The sequence below is a fragment of the Winogradskyella ursingii genome, assembly GCF_013403975.1.
Classification (GTDB): Bacteria; Bacteroidota; Bacteroidia; order Flavobacteriales; family Flavobacteriaceae; genus Winogradskyella; species Winogradskyella ursingii.
The window spans coordinates 426151-443738 of record NZ_JABFDH010000004.1 but is presented as its reverse complement, the minus strand read 5'-3'; the positions used below and the strand labels follow the sequence as shown (position 1 = coordinate 443738).

Sequence of the window (17588 nt, the reverse complement as noted above, 5' to 3'; positions counted from 1 at the left end):
TTAATAAATAAGTGTCAGTTATTTAAAAAATTCTGTAAGCTTGTTTAATTGGGAATCCTCGATTTGTGCATTTTGCAACACGGAACTCAAGGACATCAGTTCGCCAGCATTCATATCATCACCCAAAACTCTAACCACAGCAAAACCTTTGTCTGTTGAACTTAGAAAAATAATAAGCTCATCTATATTTTCTACATCACCTAAAAACTTGACTATAAATTTGCCATCAGTGCTATTACCACCACGCATAAGTTCTTCGTATTTAGGATTATCTAATATGGACTTAACATTTTCTAATTCTACTTTGTAATCTGTCTTATTTTCCTCATTTAAAATAAACGTGAGTACATTCAGTTTGTCGACTGACTCGTAGGCCTCCTTTTGCTCTTCGGTCATGTTAATGTTATCAACATTTACAAAGCTCGTTGGCACATCAAAAGATGAAAAGCCAGGTTTAAGTTCGTTATCTACGTAGTAAGTTTGTAATGTTGGCCCTTGGTTGCAGCCTATAAAAGCCACAGCCAAAAGCAACACTACCATTGATTTTTTGATTGATGTGTTCATAATTACTTGCCTTTCTTTTTATCACCTGCTTTTTTAAGCTGATCTCCACCTGGGATATCCATTTGGTTGGTAAGTTTAGAGATTTGTCTCAAATCTATATCACCGGTTAAGCTCATTACTACAGTTTCAAACTCTCTTTTTTGACCATTGATTTCTATGTTTTCATCTTTGGTCAATTCTTTAAGACCTGTGATATACATTAAAAGTTCCTTTACATGGTTTTCGTCTTTACCTTCCTTTACATAAAACTGAACCGTTTGCGCTCCATCCTTAATTCTCATCAATTCTTCGAGCGATGAAGATTTAAGGTACTTCTCTACCGTTGCTTCCATATCTGCAGAAATCCTTTCGTTTCCTGTTGTAAACACTTTAAAGCCTGTGATTTTCTTTGCCATATCTACATAAGCCTGTGCTTCTGGATCATCTAAATTGATACCCATTGTCGCTAACATTCTAAACATTTTAGGGTTTAAAATGATTGAGGTCACATCTTCTTGATCTTCAAATTTGTCAAATACACCCTGACTAAATCCGGTTGCCGATAAAAGCATTACTGCTAAAACGATTATTGATTTTCTAAAATTCTTCATGATTTCTTGTTTTTAATTCTTGTTATTAGGTTTTAATTCTTTAATAATTTGTTTGTTGTTTCACTAAATTCTGTAACGAAACTGGCTCTTTCCAGCCCTTCGTTAAAATTTTCGGATGCTAATTCCAAAGCGTTTAAACTTGATGTGCCTTCGTTAAAATTACTTGAAAGCATAGCCAAGGCTTGCTTGGTCTCTAAATACATTTGTTGCTCTTCTTCTGAGTAATCTGCCCATGTTGTTTTTTGATCTTGACTTAAACTCGGAATTAAAAATCCTAGCATTAGAACAATTACTGCAGCGACAGAAATCCATTGATACAGTTTTGTATTTTTCTTCGTTTTTAATGGAACGTCTTTGGTAAATTGTTCTTGCTGCGATTGCGAAAAGTACTGGAACAATGGTTTGTAATGCTCCAAATGTGATGCTACATTATCACTTGCGAAGTACGCTTTTAATTGCGCTTCTTCTTGCTGTGATGTCTCAGCATTATTATACTTTTCTAATAATTTTTCAATATCATTTAATGCCATATTGATGCGTATTTGTTAATTTTTCTCTTATTGTTTTTCTTGCTCTCGATAAATTCACACGTACAGCGGTCTCATTCATATCGAGCATTTTTGCTATTTCTGCGTAATCATATTCTTCTATATCTCTAAGCTGAATGATGATTTTTTGCTGTTCTGGTAAATCTTCGATTATTTTAGACACCCAATCCACACTATCTCTTGCTTCAACTTGTTTTTGTAAAGACGAACTGTTGTCCGTGTAATTACTATGAACGATTTTTAAATTTTGTGCTTGTTTTGATTTTAGTCGATCCAAGCAAAAATTCTTTGTCATCGTCATTGAAAAGGCTTCCACATTATTATAGTCACCAATTTTCTTTTTATTCCTCCATAATTTCAATAGAATCTCTTGCGTGGCATCCTCAGCCTCTTCACGAGAGACGAGTAAACGTTTTGCCAGTCGATATACTTTATCCTTAAATGGCATCACTAATGTCACAAAATCTGCTTGTTTCATTACGTTTTGGTTGGTGGTTAAAGTCGGTTATTAACCTCCTTCACTATTACGACGAACTACTTTACTTTTTGTTACAAAGTTTTTTAGTTAACAATAATGTAAGTAAATTTAGAGTTTACTAACTAAAGAAAAAAGATTGCTATTTATAAAAGAAAAGTTTGAAAAATGAAAAAAATAAAAGTTTTACTCCTAACCCTATTCGTAGGATTTGCCTTTATAAGTTGTTATGAAGATTTAGATGATAACAACATTGCCTCAATAGATATTAATGATTTTGTCTGGAAAGGAATGAATGCGGTTTACCTCTATAAATCCGAAATTCCGGATTTAGCTAATGATAGATTTAATGGTGATGAAGACTATAGAGATTATCTCAACAGTTTTAGTACGCCAGAATCTTTATTTGAATCTTTATTGTATTTGCCCGAAACGGTAGATAAATTCAGTAGAATCACCGACAACTATTTTGATCTTCAGAGCCAACAACAGGGAACCTCTTTGAGTAATGGTATAGAATTTAACTTGTATCTTGTTCCTGGAAGTCAGACCGAAGTCTTTGGAGCAATAACTTTAGTGCTAAATAACAGTTTAGCAGATAATTTAGGTTTGGAACGTGGCCAAATTTTTAGAGCCGTTAACAGTACGAATCTCAATACTGGGAACTTTGTAGATCTATTGAATCAAGATGCATATACCTTAAATTTCGCTGATTATAATGATAATGGCACACCAGAAACAAATGACGATACGTTAGCACCCAACGGAATGTCTGCAGAATTAGAACGTGTGGCTTATACGGAGAATCCTGTACATATAGCTCAGACCATAGATGTAGGCAACAATGTAAAAGTTGGTTATTTAATGTACAATGGCTTTAACAGTAATTTTAATGATGCTCTAAATAGTGCTTTTGCACAATTTCAAGCTGAAGGCGCAAATGAATTAGTACTAGATTTAAGATACAACGGAGGCGGATCCGTGCAAACTGCTGCTTATTTGGGCAGTATGATTACAGGACAGTTTACGGGTCAAGTTTACTCTAAGCTTTTCTACAACGAAAATTTACAAAGTAGCAATAGGGATTTTTTGTTCACCAATAGTATTGAAGGTGGAGGAGCAATTAACAGTCTTAATCTCTCAAAGGTCTATGTATTGACAACTAATAGAAGAACGGCTTCAGCAAGTGAATTGGTAATAAATAGTCTACAACCTTATATTGATGTAGTGGTTATTGGTGAGAATACGGTTGGAAAGACCCAAGCCTCAATTACAATTTACGATTCTCCTAATTTAAGTTTTGAAAATGTAAATCCAAACCATACTTATGCTATGCAACCTTTGGTGGCTAATTCATCTAATGTAAATGATCAATTAGTACCAGCTGATGGTATAGATCCAACCATTGAAATAACAGAATCACCCAATACCTTTAATATGTTGGGCAATGTAAACGAGCCACTTTTGGCAGCTGCTATTGCCGATATTAACAATGCGGACCGGTCCTTTCCTAATATGAAGTTCAGTGATTTACCTCGCTTAATCAAAAGCAAAAAGTTAATCCCTGCTTTTGAACAGGAGATGTATTTAGAACAATAAAAAAAGCCGCTTTATGCGGCTTTTCTATTTTTACAACTTGAGGTTAAACCCTAAATTTAATCCCCTTCCTCGTGTTGCAAACCCAAATAATTCTTGGTAATCTTCATTAAGGATATTAGTGACGTTTGCAAAAACCGTCATTCTATTATTTATAATTTTATGGCTGATATAAAAATCCAATAAGCCATAAGATTCAAGAGTAATGGTATCATTTTCAAACGTAGTGCTATTGAAAACCGAATCGTTTCTTTCATCATTATATTGGTACGACAAACCTAAATTTGTGTTGTCAGAAAGACGATAATCCAATCTGGCATTCACTTTTATCTCAGGAATCCTTAGACTCAAATCTTCCTCAAGAGATGTGTAAGTAGCATTAAGATTCAAATTTAAATGCTTTAAAATATCTACTTGTGCTACCAACTCAAGTCCACTTGCCGTAAAAGATTCTTCTGTATTTTGATATTGAAATACAAAATTTCCAGTATCTACAAAATCAATAAAATTTTCTTCATCACGATTAAAATACACTAAGCTAACACGTGCGTTATTGTCAAAGACAACCTCTGCTCCTATTTCAAAAGTGCTGTTTTCCTCTGGTTCTAAATTCGGGTTTCCAAAACTGGGTTCAAATAATTGATATAAAGAGGGTGTAATATAAGCTGTACTATAACTTGCGAGTCCTTTAAGGTATCCAAAATCTGTATCAAATGTATATGATGGGTTGATACTATACACCAAATGACTCCCATATTCGCTATGGTTGTTTAATCTAAGACCTGCATTAATATTTAGACCAAAATCAGACACATAGACCACATTGGCATACGGGTCTGTGATGGTGAACTGAGCCTCTTCAGAATCTATACTTTGGCTAAACTCTGTTTCTCCAAAAGGAATTATAAAACTTTCCATTTGATTATCCTGAAAATTCAACCCTAAAACGGTATAAAACTTATCGTTAATATTGTAGCGATTAAAAGCGTCAATAACCACATTTTGCGCATTGAATTTTGAAGGAAAACTTGATACGATCTCACGGTCCACATCATTATAAGCAGCGTTAACTGTTATGTTTCCTTTAGCATAACTAAACTCCGGTGATATTCCAATACGGTATTGGTTTGACAGCGAAATATTATCGGCATCCATCATAGCAAAACTATCGTCAAAATTAGACTTAAAGTTATCGTAGTTGGCATAAGCGTTCAGCTTAAAGGAATTATCAAATCTATATCCTAATTTAATATTGGCATTATAGCTGTTGTATGGGTCAGACTCATTGCCATCTTCAATCGCAGATAAGCCGTCTGTATATTGCTGGGAAAAACTTGCTAAATAGCTGAAATTTTTAATAGTTCCGTTGGCAGATACACTATTTCTAAAATCCTCAACAACATAGTCATTTTCGTCTGCAGATTGATTAGTACCAAAAGTGCTTCTCAAATTCAGATTAAACGCTTTTTTTGAAGCATCCTTCAGCTTAATATTAATTACAGCTGTTGCTGCGCCAGTACCATAGAGCGTGCTTGATGCACCTTTTAGAATTTCTATGGACTCTATTTGATCTACGCTCAACAACCGCAAATCGTAATCGTTAGCTATTTGGGAAGCGTCGGTAACCTGAACACCATCAATCATCACTAACACTTGACGGTTTCTCCCACCTCGTATATAGTAACTTAAATTTTGCCCAGCATTACTTCGTACTCCGTTAATTTCTACGCCAACTGTGCGTCCAATAATTTCTGCAACGGATTGACCTTGCATTTTTTCCAAATCCTTTGAAGTGATCTTGGTCACCACCTTCCCAGAATTTTCGAGTTTGAGATTAAATCGTGAATCAGTGACAACCACCTCTTCTAATTGTTGTGTGGCTAACGAATCTTGCTTTTTTTGCGCATTGCCAGCACACAGCACACCTATACAAAGGCTGCTCCAAAACAGTTTTGTTTTGTTCATTTTTTAAAATTAATTTGCTCGAGAGAACATACAGCGAACTATACGTAAACTTTTATCCCGAAAGTTTGACTTCTTTGTTGAAATTGGCAGGTCTCCTGACTTGCGTCTTGTTATTTGTCTTCCCGAAGATGTCATTGAGAATCACTTCGAAAGCGTGATTTTCAACTAATCTCTTCAGTGACTTGAAGTGTAATAACAAGCATCACAAAATGTGACTTAGCTTACAGTTGCGGGAACAGTTCTAGAGTTGATTTTAAAATCGCACTAGATTCCCTTTTAATCGGCTTTGAAAATACAGTCAAAGCCAAACCAAATTTCGCAGCGAAAATAATCATTTTGATTATAGCATCACAACAAAATTATTTAATCTTATTTTTGAATCTATAATGAACACTTAATTATTAAAAATGAAATTATCGTTTTACTTTTTAATCATTTTTGCTTTCGTATCGTGCAAAGACGAAACAAAAAACCAAGAAATACCAGAATTTCCGAATTCCAATAAAACAGAACAAGTTCAATTAAAATATGCTGAAGGATTTTCTGTAAACGACAATGGTAATTATAAGGTTTTGACTATTACCAACCCATGGCCCGAAGCAGAAAAGTCGTATCGCTATGTTTTAATCTCTAGAGAGAATATGGCCAAAACTACGTTCTTGAAAGATGCTTATGATGGTATCATCATCAATCCTGTTGAACGGATTGTAGTCACCTCAACTACACATATTCCAGCATTGGAACTGCTGAACGTAACAAATAAACTTGTTGGATTCCCAGGTACAGATTACGTTTCTTCTCAAAATACCAGACAACACATTGATAATGGAACAATACGAGAATTAGGAAAAAATGAAGGTATAAATACTGAAGTATTATTAGAGGTGAATCCTGACGTGGTTGTGGGTTTTGGGGTAGACGGAGTCAACAAGACATTCGAAACCATAAAAAAAGCCAATATCCCAGTTATTTATAACGGAGATTGGGTAGAGTCTTCTGCATTGGCGAAAGCGGAATGGATTAAGTTTTTTGGAGTTCTTTTTAACAAGGAAAAAGAAGCTGATTCAATTTTTAATCAGATTGAAGCTGATTATTTAGAAGCTAAATCCATTGCTCAAAACGCAAAAAACCGACCAACAGTTTTAAGTGGAGCGATGCAAGGTGATATCTGGTATTTACCATATGGTTCTAGTCCAGAATCACAATTTATGAAAGATGCTGGAGTCAACTACCTTTGGAGCGAAACTTCAGGAAATGGAAGTTTAAACTTAAGCTTTGAATCTGTATTTAAAAAAGCCAAAGATGCCGATTTATGGATAAGCCCTTCTTATTACAGTAGCTATGATCAATTAGAAAAAGCTAATTCACTCTACAACAATTTTAAAGCCTTTAAGAACAGAAATATTTATACGTTTTCAAATACAACTGGTGAAACAGGTGGTGTACTCTATTACGAATTGGGTACCGCAAGACCTGATTTGGTCTTGAAAGATTTGATTAAAATTGCACATCCAGAACTATTAAAAAATTATAAACCTTATTTTTTTAATGAATTAAAATAGCAGTTCAAGACTTCCAGGATCTGATGGTAAACGTATCGGACTCAAGCTTAAAAGGTTTCTAAATTATGAAAAGCAACCATAAATATTCATTTATCATATTGGCAGCAATTTTGCTGCTGTGCTTTTTAGCAAATATAAGTTTAGGTTCTATACATATACCATTGACCGAAATTATTGAAAGTATTTTTGGTACAACAGAAAATGAGACCAGTCAACTCATCATCACAAAATATCGGCTACCAAAAGCACTTACAGCTATTTTAGTTGGATCTGGCTTAGGAACATCAGGATTGTTGATGCAAACGTTATTTCGCAACCCGTTGGCAGGTCCATTTGTGTTGGGAATCAGTTCTGGAGCTAGTTTGGGTGTTGCTTTGGTTATTTTGGGTTCAGGATTATTTGGAGGTTTATTTGCAACAGCGCTAATTTCTAAATGGAGTATCGTTATTGCTGCGAGCTTGGGCAGTTTTTTAGTGCTTTTGGCTGTTTTGGCAGTTTCGCACAGAGTACGAGATACAATGGCTATTCTAATTATTGGACTTATGTTTGGTAGCATTACTGCCGCAGTGGTTAGCGTGCTATCTTACTTTAGTTCTGCCGAACAACTTCAGCAATACATTTTTTGGGGATTTGGAAGTTTAAGTAACCTTTCATGGAATGAACTGTTGATTTTCTTCGGGATTTATTCTGTGGGCATTATTCTGACTGTCACTTCTATAAAAGGCCTTAACAGCTTGTTGCTTGGTGACAATTACGCTAAAAGTTTAGGCCTTAATTTAAAACAAAGCCGACTGATCATTATTCTTTCGACCAGTTTAATTGCTGGAACAATAACTGCTTTTGCAGGTCCTATAGCGTTTATTGGTTTGGCGATTCCGCATTTAACACGTCAAATTTTTAAAACTTCAAACCATAAAATCCTATTGCCTGCCGTATTTTTGTTTGGTGCCATCGTTATGCTTATATGCGATAGTATTTCCCAAGTTCCTGGAAGCGATTACACTTTGCCAATTAATGCCATTACCGCTTTAGTTGGAGCACCTGTTGTGATTTGGTTATTAGTTAGACAGCGGAAAATGATGTTTTGATATAATTTAATCGAGTTGTCATATTACACTAAATTTGGCATCTTTTAAAAGAATGAATCAAAACCTTAAGCAAGTGAATCAAGTGGACTAACCTCTTAAAAAGAATGGAAGATAAATTTCAAAATTTAATTTTAAAAGCAGAAAACCTCTCTATTGGCTACAAAGCAAAGAAAGCTGACAAGGTTGTTGCTTCAAACATTAATTTTGAACTCGAAAAAGGCCAATTAATTGGACTTGTTGGTCCTAACGGAATTGGAAAATCCACGCTTCTAAGAACCTTGATTAAAGTACAACCTGCTTTATCTGGATCCATATTACTTAATAACAAAGAGTTGAAAAACATTTCGACATCAGGATTGGCAAAACAATTGAGCATCGTATTGACCGAACAGCTCATCTCAAAAAACCTTTCTGTATACGAACTTGTCGCTTTGGGAAGACATCCTTATACAAATTGGGTCGGGAATCTTACAGATAAAGATATCACTATCGTAAATACATCTTTAAACCAAGTAAATATTTCAGATTTAAAGTATAAAAAATGTTACGAGTTAAGCGATGGTCAGTTTCAAAAAGTAATGATTGCGCGTGCACTTGCGCAAGATACTGACGTGATTGTTCTAGATGAACCTACTACCCATTTAGACATGTATCACAAAGCTTATATTTTAAAATTGCTTAAAAAACTAACAGAGGAAACGGGTAAAACCATCCTGTTTTCATCCCACGAAATAGATCTGGCGATTCAACTTTGCGATACTATGCTTGTGATGAAAGAAAATGAAGTTGTTTGTGACCAACCTTGTCGTTTAATTTCAAATGGTGTTTTTAAAACGCTATTTCCAAAAGATCTGATTTCTTTTGATGATACTACAGGAAGTTTTAGGGTCACAAAATAGGTTACAAGTTCGATTTCATTTTTTCAACTTAAAGCTAAAAATGTATCTTTAACAAATTTCTTTATACAAATATGAACGACACCGTTATTATATTTATCTCCATCATTATTTCAGCAGGTATTGGTGCTTTTATAGGACTTAAATTTGCCCAGTTAAAAAGTAAAAGCGACAGAAGCACACTCGAAGAACGTCAACTTCAGCTCAATAATAGTATTACTGAATTAAAACAGAATATTGATAAAGTTGAAACCGAACGCGAAACCATTAGAAGCGAAAAGGACTTTTTAAATGCCGAACTTTCCAGGAGAAATTCCGAATTTGAAAATCTCCAAAAACAAAATTTACAACGTGACGAAGAACTTGCCAAGCAACAAGAACAATTACGCAAGGATTTTGAATTGATGGCTTCAAAAATTTTGGATGAAAAATCTGAGAAATTCACACTTCAAAACAAAGAGAACATCAAAAACATTCTCAATCCACTTGAAGAGAAAATAAAAACTTTTGAGAAAAAGGTCGAAGACACTCAAAAAGAAAGCATCAGTATGCATTCCGCTTTAAAAGAGCAATTATTGGGCTTGAAAGACTTGAACCAGCAAATGGCTCAAGAAGCCACAAACCTTACTAGAGCGTTGAAAGGTGATAGTAAAACACAAGGAAATTGGGGTGAATTAGTATTAGAGCGTGTCCTGGAAAAATCTGGACTAGAGAAAAACAGAGAATATTTTGTACAACAGAATTTTCAGCGTGAAGATGGCACACGTGTGATGCCAGATGTGGTTTTACATCTTCCTGATGGCAAAAAAATGATTATAGATTCTAAAGTCTCCTTAACCGCTTATGAGCAATTTGTTAATGCCGAAGAAGAACAGCGCCCTTTATTCTTAAAAGCACACGTAAATTCCATTAAAAAACACGTAGACCAACTATCTGCCAAGAACTATCAGGATTTGTATGATATTGCATCTCCAGATTTTGTGCTCATGTTTATTCCCATTGAGCCAGCCTTTGCAGTGGCTATAAACGACGACAACTCACTTTACAATAAAGCGTTTGAACAAAATATTGTTATAGTTACTCCCTCTACCCTGTTGGCCACTTTACGCACCATTGATACTATGTGGAACAATGAAAAACAACAACAAAATGCCATTGAAATAGCCAAACAAGCTGGAGCACTTTATGATAAATTTGAAGGTTTAGTTACTGATTTAACTGGTGTTGGCAAAAAAATAGACTCTGCCAAAAGTGATTATTCTTCTGCCATGAACAAATTGGTTATGGGAAAGGGCAACTTAATTTCACGAGTTGAAAAAATTAAAAAAATGGGTGCAAAGGCTAAGAAAGCGCTGCCTGAAAACATCGTAAAACGAGCGACTGAAGATTTTGAATAAGAACACCATTAATATTATTTATAAATGGACGCTTAGGTTTTATTACCTTAGAATTTTATTCATCGGAATTGCAATGTTATGTTTTAGCATTACCTTACTAATTACTGATTATAAAGTCTCTGAGCTTCCCGATTTAAATTTATTTTTAATTATTCTATTGGCAATTTTGGGTATAGTTTTCTTAATTGTTGGGTTACTTCAGCAAGCCCATACCGAAATCGGAATTAGAGATAAAAAACATGAGAATGATTTAGATTAGTGTTTTTATTCCATTAAAAAGGCATAATTAAATATATTCCGTTTTTAAGGCATATATTAGTTTATTCCACTATAAAGGCATATATTTGAGAAAATAAACAAAGTTATGACTAGCGTTATTACGGGTGATATAATTAATTCAAGACGTGTTGTTAATCAAGGTATCTGGTTAAATCCACTAAAAGAAGCACTAAAACATATATCAAAAAATAACACGAAATATGAAATTTTCCGAGGTGATAGCTTTCAAGTAGAAGTGCAAGATATTCCGAGTAGTTTTAAAAAGGTTATTTATCTCAAAGCTTGCATCAAATCAATAAAAGGCTTTGACGTTAGGCTAGCAATTGGAATAGGCGATAAAAATTACATAGGTACAAATGTCAGCGAATCCAACGGTGAAGCTTTTGTTTATTCTGGCCAAGCATTTAAAACACTTCTATCAGAGAAAGTGAACTTAAAAATAATGTCTAAACATGTGGATTTTGATAGGAAGATGAATTTGTATTTTAAGTTGGCTCTAATTGCAATGGACAATTGGACCAGCAATTCTGCTGAAGTCGTAAGGTTAAGTTTAGAAAATCCAAAAATGATTCAAGCGGAATTGGCCCAACTTATTGGCATTAGTCAAGATGCAGTGAGTAAAAGACAAAAACGTGCTTATCTTGATGAAATTTTAGAGCTAGAAGAATTATTTAGATCAAAAACATCCCAATTATGACATTACTAATCTTGAAATTGATTGCTTCCCACCTCATTGGTGATTTTTTTTTACAACCCAAAAAATGGGTAAAAAACAAAGAAAAGAAGAAGCTCAAATCAATTTGGCTTTATGCCCATATTACTGTTCATGTAGCACTGATGTTTCTTATTATCTGGGACTTGTCTCACTGGAAATTAATTTTGAGCATTGGGTTAATTCACTTTATCATTGATGCTTGTAAAATTATAATTCAAAACAAAAAAAATAAGCGTTGGCTTTTTTTTATTGATCAGCTCTTACATTTTGCAGTGATTTTTATTTTGACACCATTATTCTTTAAAGAAGGCTATGAGTTTATTATCACCATAAAACCCAATTATTTATTATTAATAATTTGCTTTGGCTTTTTGACCATGCCAACTTCAATAATAATGAAAACTATTTTTTCTAAATGGAACATCTCAAAACTCACTAAAGACAATGAATCTCTTAAAGATGCAGGAAAGTATATTGGGATTTTAGAGCGTTTACTTGTATTTATTTTTATCGTAGTTGGCCATTGGGAGGCGGTCGGGTTTTTAATTACCGCTAAATCTGTTTTCAGGTTTGGTGACTTGACGGCCTCAAAAGAAAGAAAACTGACGGAATATATATTAATAGGTACACTCATCAGTTTTGGTATTGCCATTCTCACTAGCCTGCTTTATTTAAATCTTGTATCTCATGTATAAAACCATAGACTCATCTAGAATAAGCATTTCTCAACTTATGTTGCCTTCACATTCTAACTTTAGTGGCAAAATTCATGGTGGCTTTATTTTAAATCTTATGGATCAAATTGCATTTGCTTGTGCGTCCAAACATTCTGGCATGTATTGCGTTACAGCATCTGTTGACACTGTAGACTTTATTAATCCCATTGAAGTTGGCGAACTTGTTACCATGAAAGCTTCTGTTAATTATGTAGGAAAAACATCTATGGTTATAGGTATACGCGTAGAGTCCGAGCATATACAGACCGGAAAAAAGAAGCATTGCAATTCGTCTTACTTTACTATGGTTGCTAAAAATGAAAATGGTAAATCCAGTGAAGTTCCTGGACTTATTATCAATGACAAGACTGAAGTTTTAAGGTTTCTTAAAGCTATAAAAAGAGAAACCACTAAAAAAATGAGACAGAAAGAATTTGACCATATAGATTTTTCAATTAAAAATTATCTCGAAGAGCTCAAAAATTATAGAGTAAAAATTGAGCTACCAAATAAGTAATCACAAAAAAAAGCGACCAAAGTTAATCGGTCGCTATTTAGTTTTATGTTTAGATAGAAGTGATTTCTATTGCTTAATGAATCTTTTGGTTTGGGTAGTTTTATCGTTAGAAACCCTCACCAAATAAACACCTTTGTTCCAATTAGACACACTAATTACAGAGTTCATTTGCGTGATTTTACCTTTATGCACTCGTTTTCCCAATACGTCGAATACCTCAATATTTAATTCAGAATTATATGAAGGTAATGTAATGTTTAACCAATTTTTACTTGGGTTTGGTGCGATACTAAAGGTAGTATCATCTTCAAATTTCTTTGAACTTAAAGTACCCTCAGCGACAACGGTAATTGTTCCGAACATACTGCCTGAGTGAGGATTACATCTATAGTCATTCACACCAACTTCATTAAAAGTAACCGAAAACACTGTTCCTGGCGGTTGAGTATCAGTAGCAGAGGTTCCACTCATAAAATTCTCTTGGCTACCACTATTGCTAACAACATTATGATTTCCACTTGCAGACCATGTCCACCTCACCATGTCACCAACCTCGATAGTCCTGTCAGCATTATTTGAAGCAGAAGCTGGAGTTACGTTAGAATTCGATCCAAATGTCCAATCGATATCGTAGGTATCTTGTGCAGATATTGAAGTTGTTATTATAATACAACTTATTGTAAAAAGTAATTTTTTCATCATACAATCAATTTTAATCTAAGGTACGACAAATCTCATTACAAAATCACTCATATTAAATATATCCGACGAAATACATGTATTTTATCGGAAAAATCGACATTTAGTCCGCTTTTTGTCCCGTATTATTTACTCAAATACATTTTACGTCGCGAGTATAAATCATAGAATTCATCGTCCTTTAAGCTATCTATAAACAAAATGCTTTCACCAGTACTTTTCATTTCTGGTCCTAGTTTTTTATTCACGTTAGGGAATTTATTGAACGAAAATACAGGTTGTTTAATAGCATAGCCATTCAACTGCGGATTAAAGTCAAAATCAGTCACTTTATTCACACCCAGCATAACTTTTGTTGCATAATTCACATAAGGTTCATTATATGCTTTCGCGATAAATGGCACTGTTCGTGACGCTCTTGGGTTAGCTTCTATAATGTAGACGACATCATCTTTAATTGCAAATTGAATATTTATTAACCCAACGGTATTTAAGGCCAAAGCAATTTTTTTAGTATGGTCTTTAATTTGCTGCATAACAAATTCACCTAAGTTAAATGGCGGTAAAGTTGCATTACTATCACCAGAGTGAATTCCGCAAGGTTCAATATGCTCCATAATACCTATAATGTACACATTCTCGCCATCGCAAATAGCATCTGCCTCAGCTTCAATAGCTCCATCAAGATAATGATCTAACAATAATTTGTTTCCAGGAATGGACTTGAGTAAATCGATGACATGAGCCTCCAACTCATTTTTATTAATAACAATTTTCATGCCTTGACCTCCCAAAACGTATGAAGGTCTTACCAAAATTGGAAAGTCGAGAACATCTGCAATCGCTAATGCTTCATCTGCAGAGGTTGCTACATCAAACTCAGGATAAGGAATGTTGTTTTCTTTCAGTATATTAGAAAAACTACCTCTATCCTCAGCTAAATCCAAGGACTCGTAGCTAGTACCCATGATTTTAACACCATAGCGATCCAATTTTTCAGCAAGTTTTAGAGCCGTCTGGCCACCTAATTGTACAATTACACCTTCAGGTTTTTCATGTTGAATGATGTCATAAATATGCTCCCAAAACACTGGTTCAAAATAAAGCTTATCTGCAATATCAAAGTCTGTAGAAACCGTTTCGGGATTACAATTAATCATAATAGTTTCATAACCGCATTCTGCCGCAGCTAAAACGCCATGTACACAGCAATAATCAAATTCAATACCCTGTCCTATTCTATTTGGACCTGAACCTAATACAATAATTTTCTTTTTGTCGGTTACAATACTTTCGTTATGCACGGAAACTTTACCATCGGCTGTTTCCATTTCACTTTCAAAAGTAGAATAGTAATATGGTGTCTGTGCTTTAAATTCGGCCGCACAAGTATCGACCAACTTAAATACTCTATTAATGTTCAGCTCGCGACGTTTATTATAAACTTCACTCTCTAAACAGCCTAGCATATGAGCTATTTGACGGTCACCATAACCTTTTTGTTTCGCTTCTAACAATAATTCCCTATCAATATTATCTATTTTATAGGTTGAAATTTCCTTTTCCAAATGAAATAATTCTTCATATTGCTTTAAGAACCACATATCTATTTTAGTTATCTCGTGAATACGACTTAATGGAATACCCATTTGTATGGCATCATAAATCACGAAAACCCTGTCCCAACTTGCGTGGGTTAACTTATCAATTACTTGATCGTAATCTTTATATCCTTTACCATCAGCTCCCAATCCATTTCGCTTTATTTCTAAAGATTGTGTGGCTTTATGCAGTGCCTCTTGAAAAGAACGACCAATGGCCATCACTTCTCCAACAGCTTTCATCTGTAAACCTAATGTTCTGTCCGAGCCCTCAAATTTATCGAAATTCCAACGCGGAATCTTTACTATAACATAATCTAGTGTAGGCTCAAACAAAGCCGAAGTCGATTTTGTTATCTGGTTATCTAATTCATCCAGAGTATAACCTAATGCCAATTTAGCAGCAATTTTTGCAATTGGATAACCCGTTGCTTTACTCGCTAACGCTGACGAACGTGATACACGAGGATTGATTTCAATAGCAATAATTTCTTCGTCTTCGTCTGGACTCACCGCAAATTGCACATTACAACCACCTGCAAAATCACCAATGCTTCGCATCATGTGGATGGCCATATCTCGCATTCTTTGATATGTTTTGTCAGAAAGTGTCATCGCAGGTGCCACCGTAATAGAATCACCTGTGTGGATTCCCATTGGATCCATGTTTTCAATGGTACATATAATAACAACATTGTCATTTCTGTCCCGTAATAACTCTAACTCATACTCTTTCCAGCCCATCATGGCCTTATCGATCATTACTTCATGGATTGGCGAAATTTCCAATCCTCTAGTTAAGGCCTCATCAAATTCTTTTTCATCATAAACGATAGATGCGCCTGCACCTCCCAAAGTAAATGACGCTCTAATACATAAAGGAAATCCAAATTCCTGAGCTATTTCTTTTCCTTTTAAAAAAGATGTTGCCGTTTCTTGAGGTGCCATTCCAACACCGATTTTCAGCATTAATTCTCTAAATTTTTCTCTATCCTCTGTTATGTTGATCGCATCAATATCTACACCAATAATTTCAACTCCAAAATCTTCCCAAATTCCTTTTTCATCTGCTTCAATACAAAGATTCAATGCCGTTTGCCCACCCATAGTTGGAAGCACTGCGTCAATTTGAGGGTGCTCTTTCAATATTTTTATAAGCGACTTCGTGGTTAAAGGCAACAAATAGACGTGATCTGCCATAGAAGGATCAGTCATAATAGTTGCAGGATTAGAATTGATAAGTATCGTTTCTATTCCATCCTCATTTAACGAGCGTAAAGCTTGAGAACCTGAATAGTCGAATTCACAGGCCTGGCCAATGACTATAGGACCAGAGCCGATAAGTAAAATGGATTTGATGTCTTTGTTTTTTGGCATTTGATAATGTTTTGGTTTGCAAAAATAGTTATCTATTGGGTACAAAAAAAGGCGTTACACCTAAGTAACACCTTTAAAATATTAACAATTGTTAATCATTATTTTTTATGTCTTGTTTCGGTTGATACAGACAATTTCTTTCTTCCTTTAGCTCTTCTGCGTGCTAAGACTTTTCTTCCGTTTACAGAAGCCATTCTTTCTCTGAAACCGTGCTTGTTTCTTCTCTTTCTCTTTGACGGTTGAAACGTTCTTTTTGGCATTGCTTTATTTTTTAAAAACTAATATTCTTTTTTTTAAATGATTGAGGCCTCCCTCAAAACTGCGTGCAAATATACAACATCTTTTTACTTTTGCAAGACCCAAAATAAAAATATTTAGAATTGTTTTTATTACCTTTGCGCACTGCAAATACACACGAAAATATGTTCAATAAAAATATAAAATTAGTCATTGCCGCCTTAATTATTGGTTACGGTATCTACCAGTTCACCGAAGGTGAAATAGGCAATGGCATCATGTTTCTATTATTATCACTTATCTTTATTTTCCTTTATTTTAAAAACGAATTGATTCTAATTGCATTTCTAAGATTAAGAAAACAAGATTTTGAAGGTGCCAAAAAATGGCTGGATAAAATTAAAAACCCTGAAGCTGCGTTGGTAAAAAAGCAGCAAGGATACCTCAATTACCTCAATGGCATCATGGTATCACAAACCAATATGAACGAGGCCGAGAAATACTTTAAAAAAGCCATTAGCTTAGGTTTATCTATGGATCATGATTTGGCTATGGCAAAATTAAACTTAGCGGGAATTGCATTTTCCAAAAGAAGAAAACAAGAAGCTAAAAAATTGTTGCAAGAGGCAGATGATTTAGACAAACGGGATATGTTGAGCGAACAAATTAAAATGATGAGACAGCAAATGAAAAAAGCTTCCATACCTAAGCAGCATTATGGGCAACCAACATCCGCAAGGCAAAATAGAAGAAGTAGGAGATAAAA

General features: G+C 34.6%; 18 protein-coding genes and 1 riboswitch. Of the genes, 10 read left to right on the top strand and 8 right to left on the bottom strand.

The window, feature by feature from the left end:
* Positions 1 to 18: 18 nt before the first annotated feature.
* The 4 genes from HM983_RS12330 to HM983_RS12315 are packed head-to-tail and all read right to left on the bottom strand — an operon-like array spanning position 19 to position 2180.
* Entirely contained in the window at positions 19 to 564 is a 546-nt protein-coding gene (locus HM983_RS12330; protein ID WP_179345770.1) for a DUF4252 domain-containing protein, read from the bottom strand.
* 2 nt (positions 565 to 566) lie between these two features.
* The gene (locus HM983_RS12325) at positions 567 to 1154 is read right to left on the bottom strand and encodes a DUF4252 domain-containing protein (protein WP_179345768.1); all 588 of its coding nucleotides are present in this window, start codon (positions 1152 to 1154) and stop codon (positions 567 to 569) included.
* Between the two features lie 32 nt (positions 1155 to 1186).
* The gene (locus HM983_RS12320; protein WP_179345766.1) at positions 1187 to 1684 is read right to left on the bottom strand and encodes a hypothetical protein; all 498 of its coding nucleotides are present in this window, start codon (positions 1682 to 1684) and stop codon (positions 1187 to 1189) included.
* Positions 1671 to 2180, bottom strand: a complete 510-nt coding sequence (locus HM983_RS12315) for an RNA polymerase sigma factor (protein WP_179345764.1) — start codon at positions 2178 to 2180, stop codon at positions 1671 to 1673. Before HM983_RS12315 ends, HM983_RS12320 begins: the two co-directional genes overlap by 14 nt.
* A gap of 165 nt (positions 2181 to 2345) precedes the next feature.
* Here HM983_RS12315 and HM983_RS12310 point away from each other — a divergent pair, with 165 nt between their 5' ends.
* Positions 2346 to 3776, top strand: a complete 1431-nt coding sequence (locus tag HM983_RS12310) for a S41 family peptidase (RefSeq protein WP_179345762.1) — start codon at positions 2346 to 2348, stop codon at positions 3774 to 3776.
* Between the two features lie 30 nt (positions 3777 to 3806).
* Here the strand turns inward: HM983_RS12310 and HM983_RS12305 are convergent, their stop codons facing one another.
* A complete protein-coding gene (locus HM983_RS12305; RefSeq protein WP_179345760.1) occupies positions 3807 to 5738 on the bottom strand; it encodes a TonB-dependent receptor plug domain-containing protein in 1932 nt (643 codons plus the stop codon).
* 68 nt (positions 5739 to 5806) lie between these two features.
* Positions 5807 to 6067, bottom strand: a riboswitch (cobalamin riboswitch).
* Between the two features lie 78 nt (positions 6068 to 6145).
* On the opposite strand from HM983_RS12305, the gene HM983_RS12300 reads away from it, so the two are divergent.
* From HM983_RS12300 to HM983_RS12265, 8 genes are all read left to right on the top strand, one after another.
* On the top strand, positions 6146 to 7300 hold the full coding sequence (locus HM983_RS12300; RefSeq protein WP_179345759.1) for an ABC transporter substrate-binding protein: 1155 nt from the start codon (positions 6146 to 6148) through the stop codon (positions 7298 to 7300).
* Positions 7301 to 7365: 65 nt separating this feature from the next.
* Positions 7366 to 8388 carry a FecCD family ABC transporter permease gene (locus HM983_RS12295; RefSeq protein WP_179345757.1) on the top strand — a complete coding sequence of 341 codons (1023 nt, stop codon included), beginning with the start codon at positions 7366 to 7368 and terminating at the stop codon, positions 8386 to 8388.
* Between the two features lie 104 nt (positions 8389 to 8492).
* The gene (locus HM983_RS12290; protein WP_179345754.1) at positions 8493 to 9287 is read left to right on the top strand and encodes an ABC transporter ATP-binding protein; all 795 of its coding nucleotides are present in this window, start codon (positions 8493 to 8495) and stop codon (positions 9285 to 9287) included.
* A gap of 71 nt (positions 9288 to 9358) precedes the next feature.
* Positions 9359 to 10681 carry a DNA recombination protein RmuC gene (gene rmuC, locus HM983_RS12285; protein ID WP_179345752.1) on the top strand — a complete coding sequence of 441 codons (1323 nt, stop codon included), beginning with the start codon at positions 9359 to 9361 and terminating at the stop codon, positions 10679 to 10681.
* Positions 10674 to 10940 carry a hypothetical protein gene (locus HM983_RS12280; RefSeq protein WP_179345751.1) on the top strand — a complete coding sequence of 89 codons (267 nt, stop codon included), beginning with the start codon at positions 10674 to 10676 and terminating at the stop codon, positions 10938 to 10940. The genes rmuC and HM983_RS12280 overlap by 8 nt, the downstream gene beginning before the upstream one ends.
* A gap of 105 nt (positions 10941 to 11045) precedes the next feature.
* Positions 11046 to 11657, top strand: a complete 612-nt coding sequence (locus HM983_RS12275) for a SatD family protein (protein ID WP_179345749.1) — start codon at positions 11046 to 11048, stop codon at positions 11655 to 11657.
* A complete protein-coding gene (locus HM983_RS12270; RefSeq protein WP_179345747.1) occupies positions 11654 to 12370 on the top strand; it encodes a DUF3307 domain-containing protein in 717 nt (238 codons plus the stop codon). Before HM983_RS12275 ends, HM983_RS12270 begins: the two co-directional genes overlap by 4 nt.
* Complete coding sequence (locus HM983_RS12265) at positions 12363 to 12908, top strand: acyl-CoA thioesterase (RefSeq protein ID WP_179345745.1); 546 nt, start codon at positions 12363 to 12365, stop codon at positions 12906 to 12908. The genes HM983_RS12270 and HM983_RS12265 overlap by 8 nt, the downstream gene beginning before the upstream one ends.
* 66 nt (positions 12909 to 12974) lie before the next feature.
* Here HM983_RS12265 and HM983_RS12260 read toward each other — a convergent pair whose 3' ends face one another.
* The 3 genes from HM983_RS12260 to rpmH form a co-directional block, all read right to left on the bottom strand.
* Positions 12975 to 13610 (bottom strand): T9SS type A sorting domain-containing protein, encoded by a 636-nt coding sequence (locus HM983_RS12260; RefSeq protein WP_179345743.1) that lies wholly within the window; start codon positions 13608 to 13610, stop codon positions 12975 to 12977.
* A 122-nt stretch (positions 13611 to 13732) separates the two neighbouring features.
* Positions 13733 to 16585 (bottom strand): carbamoyl-phosphate synthase large subunit, encoded by a 2853-nt coding sequence (gene carB, locus HM983_RS12255; protein ID WP_179345741.1) that lies wholly within the window; start codon positions 16583 to 16585, stop codon positions 13733 to 13735.
* A gap of 98 nt (positions 16586 to 16683) precedes the next feature.
* The gene (gene rpmH, locus HM983_RS12250) at positions 16684 to 16845 is read right to left on the bottom strand and encodes a 50S ribosomal protein L34 (RefSeq protein WP_091426250.1); all 162 of its coding nucleotides are present in this window, start codon (positions 16843 to 16845) and stop codon (positions 16684 to 16686) included.
* A 162-nt stretch (positions 16846 to 17007) separates the two neighbouring features.
* On the opposite strand from rpmH, the gene HM983_RS12245 reads away from it, so the two are divergent.
* Positions 17008 to 17586, top strand: coding sequence for a tetratricopeptide repeat protein (locus HM983_RS12245; RefSeq protein ID WP_179345739.1), 579 nt, complete (start codon positions 17008 to 17010; stop codon positions 17584 to 17586).
* Positions 17587 to 17588 lie beyond the last annotated feature (2 nt).

Excerpts from the sequence above, each read along its gene's own strand:
- HM983_RS12270 (WP_179345747.1), top strand. The coding sequence starts at position 11,654 with ATGACATTACTAATCTTGAAATTGATTGCTTCCCACCTCATTGGTGAT.
- rpmH (WP_091426250.1), bottom strand. The coding sequence starts at position 16,845 with ATGCCAAAAAGAACGTTTCAACCGTCAAAGAGAAAGAGAAGAAACAAG.
- rmuC (WP_179345752.1), top strand. The coding sequence starts at position 9,359 with ATGAACGACACCGTTATTATATTTATCTCCATCATTATTTCAGCAGGT.
- HM983_RS12305 (WP_179345760.1), bottom strand. The coding sequence starts at position 5,738 with ATGAACAAAACAAAACTGTTTTGGAGCAGCCTTTGTATAGGTGTGCTG.
- HM983_RS12315 (WP_179345764.1), bottom strand. The coding sequence starts at position 2,180 with ATGAAACAAGCAGATTTTGTGACATTAGTGATGCCATTTAAGGATAAA.
- HM983_RS12295 (WP_179345757.1), top strand. The coding sequence starts at position 7,366 with ATGAAAAGCAACCATAAATATTCATTTATCATATTGGCAGCAATTTTG.
- HM983_RS12330 (WP_179345770.1), bottom strand. The coding sequence starts at position 564 with ATGAACACATCAATCAAAAAATCAATGGTAGTGTTGCTTTTGGCTGTG.
- carB (WP_179345741.1), bottom strand. The coding sequence starts at position 16,585 with ATGCCAAAAAACAAAGACATCAAATCCATTTTACTTATCGGCTCTGGT.
- HM983_RS12265 (WP_179345745.1), top strand. The coding sequence starts at position 12,363 with ATGTATAAAACCATAGACTCATCTAGAATAAGCATTTCTCAACTTATG.
- HM983_RS12290 (WP_179345754.1), top strand. The coding sequence starts at position 8,493 with ATGGAAGATAAATTTCAAAATTTAATTTTAAAAGCAGAAAACCTCTCT.
- HM983_RS12245 (WP_179345739.1), top strand. The coding sequence starts at position 17,008 with ATGTTCAATAAAAATATAAAATTAGTCATTGCCGCCTTAATTATTGGT.
- HM983_RS12310 (WP_179345762.1), top strand. The coding sequence starts at position 2,346 with ATGAAAAAAATAAAAGTTTTACTCCTAACCCTATTCGTAGGATTTGCC.
- HM983_RS12300 (WP_179345759.1), top strand. The coding sequence starts at position 6,146 with ATGAAATTATCGTTTTACTTTTTAATCATTTTTGCTTTCGTATCGTGC.
- HM983_RS12260 (WP_179345743.1), bottom strand. The coding sequence starts at position 13,610 with ATGATGAAAAAATTACTTTTTACAATAAGTTGTATTATAATAACAACT.
- HM983_RS12320 (WP_179345766.1), bottom strand. The coding sequence starts at position 1,684 with ATGGCATTAAATGATATTGAAAAATTATTAGAAAAGTATAATAATGCT.
- HM983_RS12325 (WP_179345768.1), bottom strand. The coding sequence starts at position 1,154 with ATGAAGAATTTTAGAAAATCAATAATCGTTTTAGCAGTAATGCTTTTA.
- HM983_RS12275 (WP_179345749.1), top strand. The coding sequence starts at position 11,046 with ATGACTAGCGTTATTACGGGTGATATAATTAATTCAAGACGTGTTGTT.